The 19161-nt window shown below is 71.5% G+C and carries 20 protein-coding genes and 1 tRNA gene; 12 read left to right on the forward strand and 9 right to left on the reverse strand.

Translation table 11 applies throughout. The features are described from left to right. The first annotated feature begins 36 nt into the window (after window positions 1–36). The 4 genes from AC3RKB_RS14045 to AC3RKB_RS14060 all read left to right on the forward strand — a co-directional run bounded on the left by AC3RKB_RS14045 (window position 37) and on the right by AC3RKB_RS14060 (window position 4769). A complete protein-coding gene (locus tag AC3RKB_RS14045; RefSeq protein ID WP_491436885.1) occupies window positions 37–1911 on the forward strand; it encodes an ABC-F family ATP-binding cassette domain-containing protein in 1875 nt (624 codons plus the stop codon). Between the two features lie 191 nt (window positions 1912–2102). Then, window positions 2103–2990 carry a MetQ/NlpA family ABC transporter substrate-binding protein gene (locus tag AC3RKB_RS14050; RefSeq protein ID WP_491436886.1) on the forward strand — a complete coding sequence of 296 codons (888 nt, stop codon included), beginning with the start codon at window positions 2103–2105 and terminating at the stop codon, window positions 2988–2990. Between the two features lie 91 nt (window positions 2991–3081). After that, window positions 3082–4110: a methionine ABC transporter ATP-binding protein gene (locus AC3RKB_RS14055; RefSeq protein ID WP_491436887.1), complete on the forward strand. Its 1029-nt coding sequence runs from the start codon at window positions 3082–3084 to the stop codon at window positions 4108–4110. Beyond that, window positions 4110–4769, forward strand: coding sequence for a methionine ABC transporter permease (locus AC3RKB_RS14060; protein WP_491436888.1), 660 nt, complete (start codon window positions 4110–4112; stop codon window positions 4767–4769). The genes AC3RKB_RS14055 and AC3RKB_RS14060 overlap by 1 nt, the downstream gene beginning before the upstream one ends. A gap of 57 nt (window positions 4770–4826) precedes the next feature. On the opposite strand, the gene AC3RKB_RS14065 is transcribed toward AC3RKB_RS14060, so the two are convergent. Next, a complete protein-coding gene (locus AC3RKB_RS14065) occupies window positions 4827–6074 on the reverse strand; it encodes an MFS transporter (protein ID WP_491436889.1) in 1248 nt (415 codons plus the stop codon). Window positions 6075–6159: 85 nt separating this feature from the next. After that, the gene (locus AC3RKB_RS14070; protein WP_491436890.1) at window positions 6160–6654 is read right to left on the reverse strand and encodes a MarR family winged helix-turn-helix transcriptional regulator; all 495 of its coding nucleotides are present in this window, start codon (window positions 6652–6654) and stop codon (window positions 6160–6162) included. 98 nt (window positions 6655–6752) lie between these two features. Between AC3RKB_RS14070 and AC3RKB_RS14075 the strand changes: the two genes are divergently transcribed. Further along, window positions 6753–6824: transfer RNA gene (locus AC3RKB_RS14075), tRNA-Gln, on the forward strand. Window positions 6825–6877: 53 nt separating this feature from the next. On the opposite strand, the gene AC3RKB_RS14080 is transcribed toward AC3RKB_RS14075, so the two are convergent. Continuing rightward, window positions 6878–7927: an acyltransferase family protein gene (locus tag AC3RKB_RS14080; RefSeq protein WP_491436891.1), complete on the reverse strand. Its 1050-nt coding sequence runs from the start codon at window positions 7925–7927 to the stop codon at window positions 6878–6880. Between the two features lie 193 nt (window positions 7928–8120). On the opposite strand from AC3RKB_RS14080, the gene glmU reads away from it, so the two are divergent. Genes glmU through AC3RKB_RS14095 form a run of 3 tightly spaced genes read left to right on the forward strand, consistent with a single transcriptional unit; the run spans window position 8121 to window position 12301 of the window. Next, entirely contained in the window at window positions 8121–9590 is a 1470-nt protein-coding gene (gene glmU / locus AC3RKB_RS14085; RefSeq protein ID WP_491436892.1) for a bifunctional UDP-N-acetylglucosamine diphosphorylase/glucosamine-1-phosphate N-acetyltransferase GlmU, read from the forward strand. 30 nt (window positions 9591–9620) lie between these two features. Then, the gene (locus tag AC3RKB_RS14090) at window positions 9621–10598 is read left to right on the forward strand and encodes a ribose-phosphate diphosphokinase (protein ID WP_491436893.1); all 978 of its coding nucleotides are present in this window, start codon (window positions 9621–9623) and stop codon (window positions 10596–10598) included. A 2-nt stretch (window positions 10599–10600) separates the two neighbouring features. Beyond that, window positions 10601–12301, forward strand: a complete 1701-nt coding sequence (locus AC3RKB_RS14095) for a long-chain-fatty-acid--CoA ligase (protein WP_491436894.1) — start codon at window positions 10601–10603, stop codon at window positions 12299–12301. 30 nt (window positions 12302–12331) lie between these two features. Here AC3RKB_RS14095 and AC3RKB_RS14100 read toward each other — a convergent pair whose 3' ends face one another. From AC3RKB_RS14100 to AC3RKB_RS14120, 5 genes are all read right to left on the reverse strand, one after another. Beyond that, a complete protein-coding gene (locus AC3RKB_RS14100; protein ID WP_491436895.1) occupies window positions 12332–12682 on the reverse strand; it encodes a hypothetical protein in 351 nt (116 codons plus the stop codon). Then, window positions 12679–13020 (reverse strand): DUF202 domain-containing protein, encoded by a 342-nt coding sequence (locus AC3RKB_RS14105; protein ID WP_491436896.1) that lies wholly within the window; start codon window positions 13018–13020, stop codon window positions 12679–12681. Before AC3RKB_RS14105 ends, AC3RKB_RS14100 begins: the two co-directional genes overlap by 4 nt. Window positions 13021–13030: 10 nt before the next feature. Beyond that, window positions 13031–13384, reverse strand: a complete 354-nt coding sequence (locus AC3RKB_RS14110; RefSeq protein ID WP_491436897.1) for a YidH family protein — start codon at window positions 13382–13384, stop codon at window positions 13031–13033. A gap of 35 nt (window positions 13385–13419) precedes the next feature. After that, entirely contained in the window at window positions 13420–14889 is a 1470-nt protein-coding gene (gene gnd, locus AC3RKB_RS14115; protein ID WP_491436898.1) for an NADP-dependent phosphogluconate dehydrogenase, read from the reverse strand. A 141-nt stretch (window positions 14890–15030) separates the two neighbouring features. After that, window positions 15031–15750 (reverse strand): FadR/GntR family transcriptional regulator, encoded by a 720-nt coding sequence (locus AC3RKB_RS14120; RefSeq protein ID WP_491436899.1) that lies wholly within the window; start codon window positions 15748–15750, stop codon window positions 15031–15033. 245 nt (window positions 15751–15995) lie between these two features. On the opposite strand from AC3RKB_RS14120, the gene AC3RKB_RS14125 reads away from it, so the two are divergent. The 4 genes from AC3RKB_RS14125 (at window position 15996) to AC3RKB_RS14140 (ending at window position 18380) form a co-directional block, all read left to right on the forward strand. Then, window positions 15996–16640: a 50S ribosomal protein L25/general stress protein Ctc gene (locus tag AC3RKB_RS14125; RefSeq protein WP_491436900.1), complete on the forward strand. Its 645-nt coding sequence runs from the start codon at window positions 15996–15998 to the stop codon at window positions 16638–16640. A gap of 153 nt (window positions 16641–16793) precedes the next feature. Then, window positions 16794–17378, forward strand: coding sequence for an aminoacyl-tRNA hydrolase (gene pth / locus AC3RKB_RS14130; protein ID WP_491437847.1), 585 nt, complete (start codon window positions 16794–16796; stop codon window positions 17376–17378). Window positions 17379–17430: 52 nt separating this feature from the next. Then, complete coding sequence (locus tag AC3RKB_RS14135) at window positions 17431–17979, forward strand: hypothetical protein (RefSeq protein WP_491436901.1); 549 nt, start codon at window positions 17431–17433, stop codon at window positions 17977–17979. Beyond that, window positions 17979–18380: a MerR family transcriptional regulator gene (locus AC3RKB_RS14140; RefSeq protein ID WP_491436902.1), complete on the forward strand. Its 402-nt coding sequence runs from the start codon at window positions 17979–17981 to the stop codon at window positions 18378–18380. The genes AC3RKB_RS14135 and AC3RKB_RS14140 overlap by 1 nt, the downstream gene beginning before the upstream one ends. On the opposite strand, the gene AC3RKB_RS14145 is transcribed toward AC3RKB_RS14140, so the two are convergent. Further along, window positions 18348–19055, reverse strand: coding sequence for an RNase H family protein (locus AC3RKB_RS14145; RefSeq protein WP_491436903.1), 708 nt, complete (start codon window positions 19053–19055; stop codon window positions 18348–18350). The genes AC3RKB_RS14140 and AC3RKB_RS14145 overlap by 33 nt on opposite strands. Between the last annotated feature and the right edge of the window lie 106 nt (window positions 19056–19161).

Consider the following 19161-nt stretch of genomic DNA (forward strand, 5'->3'; position numbering starts at 1 on the left):
CGCCGGCGTGCCCCCCCCCGGTACGCTGGGACGGATATGGCGCATCTGCTCGGGGCTGAAGCCCTGCACCTCGAGTTCCCCACCAAGGTGGTCTTCGACAAGGTCACCCTCGGCATCGACGAGGGCGACCGCATCGGCATCGTGGGCCGCAACGGCGACGGCAAGTCGACGCTGCTGAAGCTGCTGTCGGGGCGGCTCGAACCCGATGGCGGGCGCGTGACGGTGCGCCGCGGCGTCCGCATCGGCATGCTCGACCAGGCCGACACCGTCGACCCGGCCATGACGGTCGCCGAGGCCGTGGTGGGCGGCATCGAGGAGCACGTGTGGGCCGGCGACACGAAGGTGCGCGACGTCATCGCGGGCCTGCTCGCCGACGTGCCGTGGCACGGCCGCGTCGGCGACCTCTCGGGCGGCCAGCGCCGCCGGGTCGCGCTCGCGGCCCTCCTCATCGGCGACTGGGACGTGCTCTTCCTCGACGAGCCCACGAACCACCTCGACGTGGAGGGCATCGCCTGGCTCGCCGGGCACGTGAAGGGCCGCTGGGCGGCGAACGACGGTGCGCTCGTGGTCGTCACGCACGACCGCTGGTTCCTCGACGAGGTGTGCACGGCCACGTGGGAGGTGCACGACGGCATCGTCGAGCCGTTCGAGGGCGGCTATGCGGCGTACGTGCTGCAGCGCGTCGAACGCGACCGGATGGCCGCGGCATCCGAGGCCAAGCGCCAGAACCTCATGCGCAAGGAGCTCGCGTGGCTCCGCCGCGGCGCGCCCGCGCGCACGTCGAAGCCCAAGTTCCGGATCGACGCGGCCAACCAGCTCATCGAGAACGAGCCGCCGGTGCGCAACCCGGTCGAGCTCAACCGCCTCGCGGTGTCGCGGCTCGGCAAGGACGTGGTCGACCTGCTCGACGTGACGGTCGAGTATCCCGTGACGGATGGCGCGCCCGGCGGTTTCGAGACGCGTCCGGCTTCGCCGGGCGCTCCTCAACCAGCGGTGAGGACGGTGCTGCACCAGCTCGAGTGGCGGATCGCGCCGGGGGAGCGGACCGGCATCCTCGGCGTGAACGGCGCCGGCAAGTCGACGCTGCTGAAGCTCGTGACGGGCGAGGTGCAGCCGACGACCGGGCGGGTCAAGCGCGGCACGACCGTGAAGATCGCGGTGCTCAGCCAGGAGCTCGCCGAGCTCGACGACTGGGCCGACGAGCGCGTGAGCGCGGTGGTCGCCGCGCAGAAGACGAGCTACGTGTTCGGCTCCGGATCGAAGGCGGTCGAGCTCTCGCCGGGCCAACTGCTCGAACGGCTCGGGTTCACCAACCAGCAGCTCGCGACGCCCGTCAAGGACCTCTCGGGCGGCCAGAAGCGGCGCCTGCAGCTCCTGCTGATCCTGCTGCAGGAGCCGAACGTGCTGATCCTCGACGAGCCCACGAACGACCTCGACACCGACATGCTCGCCGCCATCGAGGACCTGCTCGACGCGTGGCCCGGCACGCTGCTCGTCGTCAGCCACGACCGGTATCTCGTCGAGCGCGTGACCGACCGGCAGGTCGCGATCCTCGACGGGCACCTGCGCGACCTCCCGCGCGGCGTCGACCAGTACCTCGAGCTGCGGAAGCAGCAGCAGCTGGGTTCCGGAGTCGCGGCCCGCCCGGCCGTGCCGGTTGCGGCGCAGCCGGTCGTCGCGGCGCTCACCGGCGCCGACCGCCGCGCCGCCGAGAAGGAGCTCGCCTCGATCGACCGGCGCCTCGAGAAGCTGCAGGCGCAGATCGCCGAGCAGCACGAGAAGCTCGCGCGCCACGACCAGTCCGATTACGTGGGCCTCGGCGTGCTCGGCGACGAGCTGAGCGGGCTCGAGGCCACCGTGGCCGACCTCGAGACGCGCTGGCTCGAAGTATCCGAACAGATCGAAGGCTGATCACGCAGGATCTGTGACGCTCGATGACCGGGTGGTCAATAGCGCGCAGATCCTTCGCCTAACGTGGAAGTGCGCCCGCGATCGCGGCATCGACGCCCCCACCGCATCCTCGGATGGCGGAGCCATGCCGTCTCCACCACGCCACACCCGGCGATCGTTCGCGCGCGCCCACGTGAAAGGAACGCACCGCCATGCCCAGCACCCGAACCAAGATCCTCGCCGCGCTCGCCGCCGCCCCGCTCGTCATCGGCCTCTCGGCCTGCGCCGCGGGCGCGGGCGCCGAGGGCGATGACGTCGTCCGCATCGGCGTCGTCGGCAAGTCAGACCCGCAGTGGCCCGCCTTCGAGGAGGCCGCCGCCGAGGCCGGCATCGAGATCGAGCTGGTCGACTTCGCCGACTACGCGCAGCCGAACCCCGCGCTCACCGAGGGCGAGCTCGACCTCAACCAGTTCCAGCACATCGTCTACCTCGCCGACTACAACGTCTCGGCCGACGAGGACCTCACGCCGATCGGCGCGACCGCGATCTACCCGCTGGGCCTGTACTCGACCAAGTACGACACGGTCGACGACATCGAGGCCGGCGAGACCGTCGCGGTGCCCGACGACCCCTCGAACCTCGCGCGGGCGCTCCTCGTGCTCCAGTCGGCGGGACTCATCGAGCTGAAGGACGGCGGTTCGATCTTCTCGACGGTGGCCGACATCGACGAGGCGAACTCCAAGGTGAAGGTCACGCCCCTCGAGGCGTCGCTGACCCCGACGAGCCTGCCGGATGTCGCGGCCGCCGTCATCAACAACGACTTCGTCGAGGACGCGGGGCTCACGTTCGCCGACGCGATCGCGAAGGACGACCCGTCCGACCCGAACGCGCTGCCGTACGTGAACATCTTCGCCGCGCGCGACGACGACAAGGACGACGAGACCTACCTCAAGCTCGTCGAGATCTTCCAGACCGACCCCGAGGTGCAGGCCGGGCTGCTCGAGTCCTCGGGCGACACGGCCGTACCGCTCACCACGCCCGTCGCCGACCTCGAGGCGTCGCTCGCCGACGTCGAGGACGACACCCGGGCACAGGGCTAGTCACGCACGCATCGATCGTGCACGCCAGCGGGTGGCGGGCGCCCCGAACGGGCCCCGCCACCCGCCGACGCGTGCGTGGAGGAGGAATCCCATGGCGCTCGTGACCCTCGAGCACGTCACCAAGTCCTACCCCGCAGCCGACCGGAAGTCGGCGGCGGTGTCCGCCGTCGACGACGTCTCGCTCGACATCGAGGCGGGCGACGTCTACGGCATCATCGGCTACTCGGGCGCCGGCAAGTCGACGCTGGTGCGCCTCGTGAACGCGCTCGAGCCCGCGACGAGCGGCTCGATCCGCATCGACGGCCGCGAGATCACGGGGCTCGCCGAGCGGGAGCTGCGCGGCATCCGCCTCGGGATCGGCATGATCTTCCAGCAGTTCAACCTGTTCGACGCGAAGACGGTGCGCGGCAACGTCGCCTACCCGCTCAAGGTCGCGGGCTGGAAGCAGGCCGACATCCGGTCCCGGGTCGACGAGCTGCTCGAGTTCGTCGGGCTCGCCGACAAGGCCTCGGCGCACCCCGACCAGCTCTCGGGCGGGCAGAAGCAGCGCGTGGGCATCGCCCGCGCGCTCGCGACGCGCCCGCGCATCCTCCTCGCCGACGAGGCGACGAGCGCGCTCGACCCCGAGACGACGCAGGAGGTGCTGGCGCTCCTCAAGCGCGTCAACCAGGAGCAGGGCGTCACGATCATCGTCATCACGCACGAGATGGACGTCATCCAGTCGATCGCGACCAAGGTCGCCGTGATGGACCGCGGCCGGGTCATCGAGCACGGCGACGTGTTCGACGTGTTCTCGAGCCCGCACCATCCGTCGTCGCAGAAGTTCGTCGGCACGGTCGTCAAGGGCATCCCGTCGCCGGCCGAGCTCGCGGTGCTGCGCGAGCGACACGAGGGCCGCATCGTCACGTGCTCGTTCCGCGACGGCGACGCGTCGCAGGCGCAGGTGTTCGTCGACCTCGCCGCAGCCGGGCTCGAGTTCGAGCTCGTCTACGGCGGCATCAACGACATCCGCGGCCGTGCCTTCGGCCACCTCACCCTGGCGATCCGGGGCGAGGATGCCGCGATCGACCGTGCGATCGCCACGATCTCGACGCACGCCGACGTGACGGAGGCCCGCTGATGGACACGCTCATCGAGCTCGCGCCCGAGTTCTGGACGGCCGCCGCCGAGACCTTCTACATGGTCGCGCTCACGATGCTGTTCGGCGGTGCGGGCGGGTTCCTGCTCGGCACGGGCCTCTACGTCACGCGCCGCGGCGGACTGCTTCCCAACGCGGTCGTGAACAACACCCTGAACGTCGTCATCAACTTCTTCCGACCCATCCCGTTCATCATCTTCATCGCCGCGGTGCAGCCGGTGACGCGCGCGGTGATCGGCACGGGCATCGGCACGGATGCCGCGATCTTCGCGCTCTCGCTCGCGGCCTCGTTCGCGATCGGCCGCATCGTGGAGCAGAACCTCATCACGGTGCGCCCCGGCGTCATCGAGGCGGCGCGGTCGATGGGGGCCGGCCCGTGGCGGATCCTCGGCACGGTCGTCGTGCCCGAGGCGCTCGGACCGCTGATCCTCGGCTACACGTTCATCGTGATCGCGGTGATCGACATGTCGGCCATGGCCGGCCTCATCGGCGGCGGCGGCCTCGGCTACTTCGCGCAGCTCTACGGCTACCGGCAGTTCGAGCCGGTCGTCACCTGGGCGGCGGTGCTGCTCATCGTGGTGTTCGTGCAGGTCGTGCAGTACCTCGGCAACTGGCTCGCGCGCAAGGTGCTGCGCCGGTAGGGCACGGGCGGATGCCACGGCGACGCGTCGCACACGTGGCATCCGCCCCATCGGTGCTCAGGCGGCCCCGACGCCGACCGCGATGCGGTCCCGCTCGACGAAGATCGGACGGGCTGCCGGTCGCCGCCACAGCGCGAGTGCCGTCACGGCGCCGATCACGGCGAGGCCCGCGAGGATCGACCAGGCGAGCCCGAATCCGGAGTGCGTGCCGACCCACCCGGCGATGGGGTAGGTCAGGAGCCAGGCGAGGTGCGACAGCGAGAACTGGGCGGCGAACGCGGCGGGCAGGTCGGCCGGCGACGACGACGCGCGGATCACCCGGCCGGTCGGGGTGACGACCAGCGCCATCCCCGCGCCGATGGTCGCCCAGACGGCCGCGGTGACCGGCCACGCGGCGATCCCGGTGGCGATCATCGAGATCGCGGCGATCACTCCGACGAGCAGCACCGCCGCTCCTGACATCATCACCGTGCGCTCGGCCATGCGGTCGAGCACGCGAGGCAGGGCGAGCGCGACCAGGAGCGTGCCCCCGCCGGACGCTGCGAACATCCAGGCCACGTCGGCCTGCGTACCGCCGAGCTCGTCCCGGACGTAGTTGACCGTGCTGACGATCACGATGGACCCGGCGGCGGCGACCACGAGGTTCAGCGCCACCACGCCGCGGAGGCGGGGGGTGGTGGCGAACGTCCTGATCCCCGACGACAGCCGCTGCCAGATCCTGGTGTGGCGGCTCGGCCGTGCGTTGGGCACGCGCGTCGAGAGCACCAGGGCGGCCGACGCGACGAAGGCGATCGACGTGCCGACGAACAGCCAGTCGAAGGCCATGAAGGTCAGGGCGACGGCGGCGAGCACCGGGCTCAGCAGGCTCTCCATGGTGTAGGCGACCTGGGAGGCGGACAGGGCGCGGGTGTAGTCGGATTCCGTCGTCACGATGTCGGGGATGACGGCCTGGAACGTCGGCGTGAATGCCGCCGATGCGGCCTGCAGGACGCCGATCAGGACGTAGATGTGCCAGATCTCGGTGACGAACGGCAGCGCGAGCACCACGGCCGCCCGGACCACGTCGAGCAGGGTCAGGAACATCCGTCGCGGAAGGCGATCCGCGTAGGCCGCGGCCAGCGGGGCGATGAGGACGTACATGACCATCTTGATCGTCAGCGCCGTGGCGAGGACGGCGGCGGCATCGCGGCCGGCGAGCTCGTAGGCGAGCAGGCCCAGCGCCACGGTCGCCAGTCCGGTGCCGAACAGTGCGATCACCTGGGCGGTGAACAGGTGACGATAGTCACGGATCGCGAACAGGCGCATGATGACTCCTCGGTCGGCTGTGGTGCGTTCTCTGCAACCAGACAACCAGATACCCCTGGGGGGTATTCCCGATTCGTGCGACGTGTCAGGCGAACCCGAGCGAGAGCTTCCTCAGCAGCGCCGCGAGCCGTCGCTGCTCGGCCGGCGGCAGGCCCGCGAGCAGCTCGGCCTCGGCGTCGACGAGCCGCGTGATCGCGGCGTCGACGCGGGTCACGCCGGCGGGCGTCATCTCCACGAGGATGCCGCGACCGTCGTGCGGGTCGGTCTGCCGGGTCACGAGGCCACGTGCGACGAGCCGGTCGATGCGGTTGGTCATCGTGCCGCTCGAGACGAGCGTCTGCGCGAGCAGCGCCTTCGGCGGCAACCGGAACGGCGCACCTGCGCGGCGCAGCGCCGAAAGGACGTCGAACTCCCACGACTCCAGCTCGGAGCGCTCGAACGCCTGCTTGCGCGCGCGGTCGAGCAGCTTCGAGAGCCGCCCCACCCGGGAGAAGACCTGCAGCGGTGCGAAGTCGAGGTCGGGCCGCTCGCGTTCCCAGTCGTCGACGATCCGGTCCACCTCGTCCGCGTCCGCCGTCATGCCGCCAGTATCGCATCGGCTCCGCGGCATCCCCGTTCAGAGCCGGCGGATGGCGCGTGGCAGACTTGGTAGGCGCTCGGCCCACCCCGCCGGCGCGGTCCGCCATGGTGTAACGGCAGCACGACAGCCTTTGGAGCTGTGAGGACCAGGTTCGAATCCTGGTGGCGGAGCCGACGACATATGACGCCACCGAAGCGCCCGGGTCCCGGGGAGCGACCGCGATTCACCGATCAGCGTTCGGAGCCGGTTCCGATTCCGGCGCCCGCCGACGCCTGAGGCGCGGGAACTCGAAGAGCACGGTGCCGACGAGGTATCGCGCCAGCAGCCAGCAGCCGACGCCCATCACCAGCACGACGAGCGTGTACGTCGCCGGCGCCGGGAGGACTGCTCCGAACGCGAGCGTCACGAGCCAGATGAGCGGCACATGCGCGGTGTAGAACGCGATCGATCGCCGGCCGACCCACTCGAGCCATCCCACGCGCCGCATCCGCGACGCGAACCACACGAGGCCGACGACACCCACGACCGAGAACAGGAACGGCCGCCAGTGCGCGACAGGCGCGTAGCCGTGGACCGTCGCCGAGTACACGGCCCAGGCGGATGCGGCCAGCACTCCGAGGGCGGGGAGCAGAGGCCCACGACGGAGCCACCATCCGAGCCACCGCGACAGTGCGGCGCCGGCGAAGAAGTAGAGGCCGAACCAGAGGGTGCTGTTGATCAACCAGTTCTCGGTGTGGACGAGCTCCATCGCCGGGATTCCGGCGAGCAGGAGGAGGCCGGGGTGGATCCACTTCGTCACGAGCCCGATCGCATAGCAGACGAGCAGCACGCCGAGGTACCAGAGATGGGAGTCCTCACCGAGCCAGAATCCGGGGCTTGTGGCGTCGGCAGACCCCCACCCGATCAGCAGGAGGACGACCGACCAGACCAGGAGCGGCCAGGCGATGCGCCGCAGCTTGCCCGCAGCGAAGACGGGCACCGGTTTCGACAGCGACTGGTCGAGAAGGAGCCCGGACAGGAACATCAGCATGGGGATCCGGTAGACCGAGAGGACGTCGAACGCCCAGTCGATGCCGGTCGGAACAGTGGGGTACGGGATCGAGAACGCATGCCACAGTGCGACGAGGAGCACTGCTGCGCCCCGCAGGGCGTCCATCCAATACCGACGGCCGGTCGGGTCGATGGTCGCCGTCACCGTCGCGGGTACCGGATCGCCGGAGTGCCGATCGCCGTGCCCGCGCGTCGACGCGACGGCTTCGCGGTCCTCGGGCATGCGCGTGAGCCTACACGCATGCAGACCGTGCACCGCGCTCGCAGACGGTCGCCGTCATGATGCGCAGCTCGTCGCATGTGAAGATGGTTGCTGTCTCCGAACCGACCCCGCCGGGGAGGGAACGGGTACAGTCCGCCGATCTGGGTCCGGTGTCCCTCGCGATGCCGGCAGGTTCGAATCCTGGTGGCGGAGCATGGACAACAACCTCGCGATCATCGTGCTCGCCGCGGGCCAGGGCACGCGCATGAAGTCGGCCACCCCGAAGATCCTGCACCCGCTCGCCGGCGCGCCCATCATCGCGCACGTGCTCGCGACGGCGCGTGCGCTCGACGCGGCGCACGTGGTCGCGGTGGTGCGCCACGGGCGCGACCTCGTGGCGCAGGCGATCGAGACCGAGCTGCCCGGCACCGTCATCGTCGACCAGGACGAGGTCCCGGGCACGGGTCGCGCCGTCGAGCAGGCCGTCGAGGCGCTCCCCGCCGAATTCTCCGGCGACGTGCTCGTGCTGAACGGCGACGTGCCCCTGCTCAATGCCTCGACGCTCACCGAGCTGCTCGACCGGCACCGGGCCGACGGGCTCGCCGCGTCGGTGCTCTCGGCGCGCTACGACGACCCGACCGGGTACGGCCGCATCGTGCGCGCCGCCGACGGCGCGTTCGACCGCATCGTCGAGCAGAAGGACGCCACCGAGGAGGAGCTCGCGATCGACGAGGTCAACGCGGGGATCTACGCCTTCGGCGTCAACGCCCTCCGCGACCAGCTCGCGAACCTCACGCTCGAGAACTCGCAGGGCGAGAAGTATCTCACCGACGTGATCGAGCACCTCCGCGCCGCGGGCTCCGAGGTGAAGGCCCGCCCGGTCTCGGAAGCGTGGCTCGTCGCGGGCATCAACGACCGCGCGCAGCTCTCCGAGGCGGCCGCGCGCCTGAACGCGCTCATCGTGCGCGGCTGGCAGCTGGGCGGCGTCACGATCGAGGACCCGGCGACGACCTGGATCGACCTGGCCGTCCGGATCGAGCCCGACGTCACCATCCGCCCCGGCACCCAGCTGAAGGGCGCGACCGCGATCGCGACCGGCGCAATCGTCGGGCCCGACACCACGCTCGTCGACTGCGAGGTCGGTGCGAACGCCGAGGTCAAGCGCACGGATGCCACGCTCGCCGTCGTCGGTCCCGGCGCCTCGGTCGGCCCGTTCGCCTACCTGCGGCCCGGCACCGTGCTCGACGCCGACGGCAAGATCGGCACGTTCGTCGAGACGAAGAACGTGCACATCGGGGCGGGCAGCAAGGTGCCGCACCTCTCCTACGTGGGCGACACCGAGGTCGGCATCGGCTCGAACATCGGCGCCGGATCGATCACCGCGAACTACGACGGCGTGAACAAGCACCGCACGACGATCGGCTCCCACGTGCGCACCGGATCGCACGGCGTGTTCGTCGCGCCCGTTACGATTGGGGACGGCGCCTACACGGGCGCCGGCACGGTCGTCCGCAAGGACGTCCCCGCCGGTGCGCTCGCCGTGAACGTCGCGCCGCAGCGCAACCTCGACGGCTGGGTCCTCACGCACCGCGCGGGCACCTCGGCGGCCGAGGCCGCGACCGCGGCGCAGGCGGCGGAGGCGGAGCGATCCGCGCCGGACGCCGACGAGCGAGACGAACACTAGGGGCACGGGCCGGTGGGAAGGACAGCACACATGTCGGGAATCGAGACCACCGGATCGAAGCGCCTCGTGCTCGTCTCCGGGCGCGCGCACCCCGAGCTCGCCGAGCAGATCGCGGTGGAGCTCGGCACCGAGCTGATGCCCACCGACGCGCGCACCTTCGCCAACGGCGAGCTCTACGCCCGCTTCGACGAGAGCGTGCGCGGCACCGACGCGTTCGTGATCCAGTCGCACGCGGCGCCCATCAACGAGTGGCTGATGGAGCAGCTCATCATGGTCGACGCCCTCAAGCGGGCCTCCGCCAAGCGCATCACGGTGGTCTCGCCGTTCTACCCCTACGCCCGTCAGGACAAGAAGGGCCGCGGCCGCGAGCCGATCTCGGCGCGCCTCGTCGCCGACCTCTACAAGGCCGCCGGCGCCGACCGCATCATGTCGGTCGACCTGCACGCCGCCCAGATCCAGGGCTTCTTCGACGGCCCGGTCGACCACCTGTTCGCGATGCCGGTGCTGCTCGAGCACTTCCGCACGCTGCTCGACCCCTCGACGCTCACCGTGGTCTCGCCCGACATGGGGCGCGTGCGCGTGGCCGACATCTGGTCCGACAAGCTCGGCGCGCCGCTCGCCATCATCCACAAGCGTCGCGACCCGCTCGTGCCGAACCAGGTCTCGGTGCACGAGATCGTCGGCACCGTCGAGGGTCGCGTGTGCCTCCTCGTCGACGACCTCATCGACACCGGTCGCACCATCGTGAAGGCGGCCGAGGCCCTGAAGAAGAACGGCGCCACCGGCGTGGTCGTCGCGGCGACCCACGCGGTGTTCTCGAACCCCGCTGTCGAGATCCTGCAGTCCGACTTCATCGACCGGGTCGTGGTCACCGACACGCTCCCGGTGCCGATCGAGAAGCGCTGGGACCGCCTCACGGTGCTGCCCATCGCGCCGCTGCTGGCGCGCGCCATCCACGAGGTCTTCGACGACGGCTCGGTCACGAGCATGTTCGACGGGGCGGCCTGAGCATGACGGATGCCGCGGAGCGACCGTGGTTCGCGAGCTACGCGCCGGGCGTGCCGCATGAGCTCCCGGCGCCCGGGGGGTCGCTGTTCGACCTGATCGAGGCCTCCGCGGCCGAGTACCCCGACCGGCCGGCGCTGGAGTTCTTCGGCCGGGTCACGACCTACGCCGAGATGCTCGAGCAGGTCGAACGGGCAGCCGAGGGCCTGCGTCGCCTCGGCGTGCAGCAGGGCGACCCGGTCGGCATCGTGCTGCCGAACTGCCCGCAGCACGTCGTCGCGTTCTACGCGGTGCTGCGCCTCGGCGCGATCGTCGTCGAGCACAACCCGCTCTACACGCCGCGCGAGCTGCGACACCAGTTCGAGGACCACGGCGCACGCGTGGTCATCGCGTGGGACAAGGTCGTCGGCACCATCCAGGACTTCCCCGACGACCTGGCCATGCGCCACATCGTCTCGGTCGACCTCACCCGTGCGATGCCGTTCGCGACGCGGGCCGCGCTGCGGCTGCCGATCGCGAAGGCGCGCGAGGCGCGCGAGGCGCTCACCACGTCGGTGCACGACACCGTGACGTGGCGCGAGCTCGTGTCATCCGACCGCATCGCACCCCACCTGCGCGCACCCGACGTCGGCGACGTCGCACTGATCCAGTACACGAGCGGCACGACCGGCAACCCGAAGGGCGCGACGCTCACGCACCAGAACCTGCTCGCGAACGCCGCGCAGGCCCGCGCCTGGGTGCCCGAGATCGAGCGCGGCACCTCGGTCGTGTACGCCGTCCTGCCGATGTTCCACGCGTACGGGCTCACGCTGTGCCTCACGTTCGCGATGAGCATGGGGGCGCGGCTCGTGCTGTTCCCGCGCTTCGATCCCGACCTGGTGCTGAAGGTCGTGAAGAAGCGCCCGCCGACCTTCCTGCCCGCGGTGCCGCCCATCTACGAGCGGCTCACGAAGGCCGCGGTGGAGCAGGGCGTCTCGCTCCGCGGCATCCGCATCGCCATCTCGGGGGCCATGCCGCTCTCGCCCGACGTCGTCGAGCCGTGGGAGGCGCAGACCGGCGGGTACCTCGTCGAGGGCTACGGCCTGTCGGAGTGCTCGCCCGTGCTCATGGCCAACCCCGTCGCGCCGACCCGGCGCGCCGGCACCGTCGGCCTCCCGCTGCCCGACACCGAGTGCCGCGTCGTCGACCCCGACCACCCCACCCAGGACGTGCCGGCCGGGGAGCGCGGCGAGCTCGTCGTGCGCGGCCCGCAGGTGTTCCAGGGGTACTGGCACAAGCCCGAGGAAACCGCGGCGGTCTTCGTCGACGACCCCGCGGGCGGCGCGCCGTGGTTCCGCACGGGCGACATCGTCACGATCGACGCAGACGGCTTCGTGCGCATCGTCGACCGCATCAAGGAGCTCATCATCACGGGCGGCTTCAACGTCGCGCCGAGCGAGGTCGAGGAGGCGATCCGCCACCATCCCGACGTCGAGGACTGCGCCGTCGTGGGCCTGCCCGACGAGCGCACGGGCGAGCAGGTCGTCGTCGCGGTCGTCCTACGGCCGGGTGCCTCGCTCGACGCGGAGTCGATCCGGTCGCTCGCGCGCGAGCGCCTCACGGCGTACAAGGTGCCGAAGCGCGTGGTGCAGGTCGACGACCTGCCCCGCTCGCTCATCGGCAAGGTCATCCGGCGCCAGGTCAAGGAGCGACTGCTCGCCGAGTGAGCGGCCGCCGTCGGCGACGGACGCCGCCGACTACGTCGGGCGCCCCGGCTCGGTGAACCGCGGCGCCGCGGGCATGAGCCCGAGGTTGCCCAGGAGCGTGTCGTGGCCGGCGCCCGACGGGTGCGCGAAGCAGAGCCATCCGGGACCGCCCTGCGCGAACACGTCGAAGGCGACCCCCGACGCGGCGCCCAGGTCGTACGCGTTGGCGTAGATCGCGCAGGCCCGCTCGGCCGCGGACCGCGCGACCCCGATCGCGGAGAGCACGAGCGGGAGGAGCATCGCGACGAGCGCGACGAGCACGACGACGCGCAGCATCCGCCGGCGGCGCTCGGTGCGGAGCGGGCGGGAGTCCTCCTCGAACTCGGGATGCCAGTCGGTCATCGGCTCCCTCCCTCGACGAGCACGGACGCGACGCCGGCGAGGCTCGCGACCACGGTGGCGGCGGCGACACCGGGCAGCGCCCAGCGCGGCGGCGTGATGGTCAGGATATCGCCTGAGAGTTGGCGGCGCCTGATCGCGCCGACCGCGACCGTCGCGCCCGCGGCGGCGAAGAGCACCGCCCCGATCGCGATCAGCGAGGCCTCGCCGAGCACGAGCCCGGATCGGACGGCGAGCAGCGCGTTCACCGCGATGGCGAGCGAGGTGCGGCCCCACGCGAGCGCGGTGCGCTCGGGCTGCAGCCCGGGGTCGCCGTTCGCGGGAATGCGGTGCGCGGGCACGGGGGAGGCCTCAGGAGAGGATCAGCACGACGGTGAGCACCGCCGCGGTGACGAGGCTCGTCGCGGCGAGCACGGGCAGCGCCCAGCCGTACGGCAGGGGCCGTCCGTGCCGCATCGCGATCTCGTTCGCGCGCCACCGCGTGTACGCGATGACGCTGAGTGCGGTCGAGACGACGCCGAGCCCGACGGCGATGACGACGAGCACGACGCGCGGCTCGAGGCCGGTCGCGAACTGGTGCAGCAGCACGCCGCCCGCGAGCAGCGCGAGCGCGGTGCGGATCCAGGCGAGGAACGTCCGCTCGTTCGCGAGCGTGAAGCGGTAGTCGGGGTCCTGCCCCTCCTCCTGCCACGACGGCCTGCCCATGACCTGTTCCTCGCCCGCGCGCCCGGTGCGTCGGCTCAGTGCGACGAGGGCGTGGTCTCGATCTCCGACCGGTCGCCCGACCACAGCGTGTGGAACACGCCCGGCTTGTCGACGCGCTTGTAGGTGTGGGCGCCGAAGAAGTCGCGCTGGCCCTGCACGAGCGCGGCCGGCAGGCGGTCGGCGCGGAGGCCGTCGTAGTACGCGAGCGACGACGAGAACGCCGGCGTCGGGATGCCCGCGCCCGCGGCGACCTGCACGACGCGGCGCCAGCTCTCTTGCGCGCCCGCGACGGCGTCGCGGAAGTACGGCGCGGTCACGAGTGCGACGAGGCCGGGCTGGTCGGCGTACGCCTCGGCGATGCGGTTGAGGAACCGGGCGCGGATGATGCAGCCCGCGCGCCAGATCTTCGCGATGTCGCCCTTGTGCACGTCCCAGCCGAACTGCTCGGCGCCCGCGACGATCTCGTCGAAGCCCTGCGAGTAGGCGATGATCTTCGACGCGTAGAGGGCGCGGCGCACATCCTCGACGAAGGCGTCGGCGTCGGCGTCGGCGACCGTCCAGTCGCCCGAGGGGCCGGGCAGGTCGGCCGACGCCTCGCGCTGGGCGCGCTTCGACGACAGGCTGCGCGCGAACACGGCCTCGGCGATGCCCGACACGGGGACGCCGAGGTCGAGGGCGTTCTGCACCGTCCAGGCGCCCGTGCCCTTGGCGCCGGCCTCGTCGAGGATGACGTCGACGAGCGGCAGGCCGGTCGCAGTATCCGTCTGGCGCAGCACCTCGGCCGTGATCTCGATGAGGTAGCTCTCGAGCTCGCCGGTGTTCCACTCGGCGAAGATGTCGGCGATCTCGGCCGGGCTCTTGCCGGTGCCCTGGCGGATGAGGTCGTACGCCTCGGCGATGAGCTGCATGTCGGCGTACTCGATGCCGTTGTGCACCATCTTGACGAAGTGGCCGGCGCCGTCGGTGCCGACGTGGGTCACGCACGGCTCGCCCTCGGCGACCGCGGCGATCGAGGCGAGGATCGGGCCGAGCGTCTCGTACGACTCGGCAGAGCCGCCGGGCATGATCGAGGGGCCGTTGAGCGCGCCCTCCTCGCCGCCCGAGATGCCGGCGCCGACGAAGTGGATGCCGGTCGGCGCGATCTCGGCCTCACGACGGATGGTGTCGTGGAAGTTCGCGTTGCCGCCGTCGACGATGATGTCGCCCGGCTCGAAGCGCGAGACGAGCTCGGAGATGACGGCGTCGGTGCCCTTGCCCGCTTGCACCATGATGATCGCGGTGCGGGGCTTGGCGAGCGAGGCGACGAACTCGTCGTAGCCCTCGGAGGCGACGAACCCGGCCTCGGGGTGCTCGGTGGTCAGCGTGCGGGTGCGCTCGGGGGAGCGGTTGAAGACCGCGACGGTGTTGCCCTCGCGGCTGGCGAGGTTGCGGGCCAGGTTCGAGCCCATGACGGCGAGGCCGACGACTCCGATGTTGGCGCTGGCGGGGGTGGTGCTCTCGGGCATGCTCGTGCTCCTGCGTCGGTGCGGTTTCCGGCACCACGCTAGCAGTCGGGTGCCGATCAAGAATCAGACGTCAATCAGTATGGCACCGAATAAGTATGATTTATAAATCGGATGGCGCGGTGTGACGGTGTGCCTGCTCGGTCACGTCGCCGGCAGGGCCCGCGGAAGGTCGCGCCACGTGCGTTCCACGTCGTCGGCCGTGCGGCCGAGCACCCGCAGCATCGCCTCGCGCGCCGCGTCGGCCCGGCCGGCGAGGATGGCGTCGGCCACGTCGACGTGCCACTGCATCGCGTCCTCGCTGGGCCGCGTCGGCATGAGCCCGCTCGAGGTGCGGCCGCGCAGCACCTCGCCGACGGCGTCGCCGAGCGCCGCGAACATCTCGTTGCCCGAGGCGCGCAGCACCGTGCGATGGAACTCGACGTCGAGCTCGAGGAACGCGTCGGCGTCGCCCGCGCGGCCGGCGGTCCGCATCGCGGCGGCGATGCGCATGAGCTCGCTCGCGAGCGCCGGCGGCGCGAAGCGTGCGGCGAGCTCGGCCGCCACCGGTTCGACGGCGGTGCGCAGCTCGGTGAGCGAGCGCAGTTGCGCGCCCTTCTGCTCGGACTCGAGGCGCCAGCGGATCACCGACGGGTCGAAGAGGGTCCACGAGCTCACCGGCAGCACGCGGATGCCGACGCGCTTGACGGTCTCGACGAGCCCGAGCGACTGCGCCACGCGCACGGCCTCGCGCACGACCGACCGCGAGACGCGCAGGTCGTCCTCGAGCGCGTCGGTGCGCAGCACCGTGCCGGGCGCGAGCTCGCCCGAGACGATCCGCGTGCCCAGATGCTCGACGGCCAGGTCGTGCAGGCGGGAGCTCATGGGTCGAGGATAACGGCGCGGCTCGGTGCGGCCGCGGCATCCCGGTCGGTGGTCGGCTGCGTCATCCGGTAGACTGGGCGATTGAACTTCGGCGAGGGATGCCGCCGGAGGCCGGGTCCGCCCGGCCGCGGCATCCGTGATCGACGCGGTGGAAGCGAGCTTCACGGCTGTTCCTCACGCGCATGCGTTCGAGTTGAAGACAGACACCCATACCCTGGGCCGCGAGCCCGCAAGGAGCCATCATCATGGACGAAGACAACAAGGTCGTCGCCGAGACGCGCGAGTCGTTCGGCAAGGGCGCGGCCCGCAAGATCCGCGCCGCCGGCAAGATCCCCGCCGTGCTCTACGGCCACGGCACCGACCCCCGCCACCTCACGCTGCCGGGCCACCAGATCCTGCTGCTCGTCCGCAAGGCCAACGCCGTGCTCGAGCTCCAGATCGGCAGCAAGACCGAGCTCGCGCTCGTGAAGGACGTGCAGAAGGACCCGGTGCACCAGGTCATCGAGCACCTCGACCTCATCGTCGTCAAGCGCGGCGAGAAGGTCCAGGTCGAGGTCCCCGTGCACGTCGAGGGCGAGCCCGCCTCGGGCACCATCGCCGACCTCGACGCGACGACCCTCTCGCTCGAGGTCGAGGCGACCCACATCCCCGAAAACGTCCTCGTCAGCGTCGAGGGCCTCGAGGACGGCACCAAGCTGTTCGCCAGCGACGTCGAGCTGCCCAAGGGCGCCGCGCTGCTCAGCGACCCCGAGACGCTCGTGATCAACGTGCACGTGCCGCAGAAGGTCGACCTGGGCGAGGAGGCCGCCGAGGCCGAGGCCGCTGAGGGCGCCGAGGGTGAGGCCGCCGAGGCTCCCGCCGAGGCCGCCGAGGGCGAGTCGGCCGAGTAGCCGACCCAGCTTCGTCGCGAGGGCCCGCGGCGCCGCATCCGGGTACGCTCGGATCGCGGGGCCGCGGGCCCTCCGCCGTTCCCGACATCCCCTGCTCCGGAGGCATCCGTGAACCTCTTCGACCGCCTCCTCAACCGCCGGAAGGACGAGGCCGTGTCCGACAACACCTGGCTCGTGGTCGGCCTCGGCAACCCCGGCGCGCAGTACGCCGGCAACCGCCACAACGTCGGCCAGATGGTCGCCGACGAGCTCGCCTCGCGCATCGGCGCGACGTTCAAGAGCCACAAGACGCCCTCGCGTGTCGCCGAGGGCTTCCTCGGCCCGGGTCGGCCCAAGCTCGTGCTCGCCAAGCCCAACAGCTACATGAACACCTCCGGCGGTCCGGTCTCGGCGCTGCTGAAGTTCTACTCGCTCGGCGTCGACCGGCTCATCGTCGTGCACGACGAGCTCGACATCCCGTTCGACACCGTGCGGCTCAAGCGCGGCGGCGGTCACGGCGGGCACAACGGCCTGCGCGACATCCAGAAGGCCGCCGGCTCACCCGACTTCACGCGCGTGCGCGTGGGAATCGGCCGGCCCCCGGGCCGGATGGATGCCGCGGACTACGTGCTGCGCGACTTCGCCGGGTCCGAGCGCGAGGCGGTGCCGAACCTGCTCTCGGATGCCGCGGACGCCGTCGAAGCGGTCGTCTCCGACGGCCTCGTGGCGGCGCAGCAGCGGTTCCACTCGCCGGCCTGACCCGGATCGGCGACTTGACCCTGCACCACGGTGCAGGGTCCACGATGACGGCATGGACCTCTCGAAGACGCTCGCCCCTGCTCCTGCTCCTGCCCCTGCCCCTGCCCCCGCGATCGGTGCACGCCGCACCTCGCTCCCGGCCCTCGGCTCGGCCCGCACCCCGGTGCGCTTCGGGCGAGCCGGGGCGATCTACGACCTCGTCGTCACGGTCGCGTTCGCGACCCCCTGGACCGCGGTGATCATGCTCGACCTGCAGCGCTGGCTGCACACCTCGCTCGGCGCGCCCGGGGCCCAGCTCCCCGACTTCGGGCCGGCCCAGATGATGTTCGTGAACATGGCCGGCACGGCCGTGACCATGTGGGCCATCGCGCGGATCCTCCACCCGGTGCCGTCGCTGATCGCGATCGACACCCTCATCGGGCGCGTAGCGTTCTCGGCATGGATGATCGTCGCCCTGGCCTCCGGAGCGAGCGCCGTGATCGCGGTGTTCCTCGTGCTGGAGGTGGTGTGGGCGATGCTGCAGGGGGCGGGTCTGCTGGCGGATCGGCGAGCCCGGCGCGCTCCGGCCGCGACTCCGGAGCCGGTTCCGGCCCGGGCCTGATGCACACGTCCGACCTCGCGGCCACGGCGCGCGTGCCGGTCAGCACCATCCGGTTCTACGAGCGCCGCGGCCTGATCGCCGAGCCCGACCGCAGCCCCGCCGGATACCGGCGCTACCCCGAGGCGACGGCGGCGCGCGTGCGATTCATCGGCCGGGCCAAGGCACTGGGATTCACGCTGTCGGAGATCGCGGGGTTCCTCGAACTCTCCGACCGAGGCGGCCCACCGCCGGTCGACGGGTTCGTGCTCGAGCGCCTGGCCGACCTCGATCGTCGCGTCGACGACCTGCTGCGGGTGCGAGCGGCCCTCGTCTCACTCGTCGACCGGCCGCCGCGGGCGGGGGAATGCCCCGTGATCGACGCGCTCGGCTCAGATGAGCCCGCGGAGGAGCTCCTCGGGTGAGGTGCCCTCGGCGCGCGCCCGTGCGATGAGCCGGTCGTGCTCGTCGGCCGAGAGCTCGAGCGTGAGCGTGTGCCACTGCGCCGCGTCCTCGGCGAGTGCGAAGAGCGACGGCTCGGCCTCCTCGGTGATCTCGCCGAGCGGGCCCACCGGCGGTTCGGCCTGGTCGGGCGAGGGCAGGGCCGGCGAGACCAGCGCGTCGACCGCGGGTTCGCACGCGCCGCTCCAGCCGGGCCCGGCCGGGATGTCGCGACCCTTCTGGTACGCGGTCGCGACCGCTCGCGCCCGCTCGTCGGCCGCCTCGTTCATGGGGTGGCCGACGTGGCCGCGCACCCATTCGAAGCGGTAGCGACGGCCCTGCAGCACCTCGTCGAGCGCCTGCATGAGCTCGAGGTTCAGCACGGGGGAGCCGTCGGCCTTGCGCCAGCCCTTGCGCTTCCAGTTCGGCATCCATTTGGTCAGCGCGTTGATCACGTACTGGCTGTCGCACTGCACGAGCAACTCCTCATCGAGGTGCGCCGTCGCGCGGAAGAGCTCGAGCACGGCCGTGAGCTCACCCATGTTGTTGGTGCCGTGCGGCCAGCCGCCGGCCGCCCAGCACGAGTCGTCGACGTACCAGGCCCATCCGGCGGGCCCGGGGTTGCCGAGCGCGGAGCCGTCGGCGGCGGCGATGATCATGCGGGTCCTTCCGGTCGGGCAGTGGCCGGTCGTGGCGGCGCGCACAATGCTATCGGCGGCCCCCGACCTCGCGTGGACGCCGACCGGGCGATGCCGGCGCCGGGGG

Source organism: Agromyces capsici (assembly GCF_058349965.1).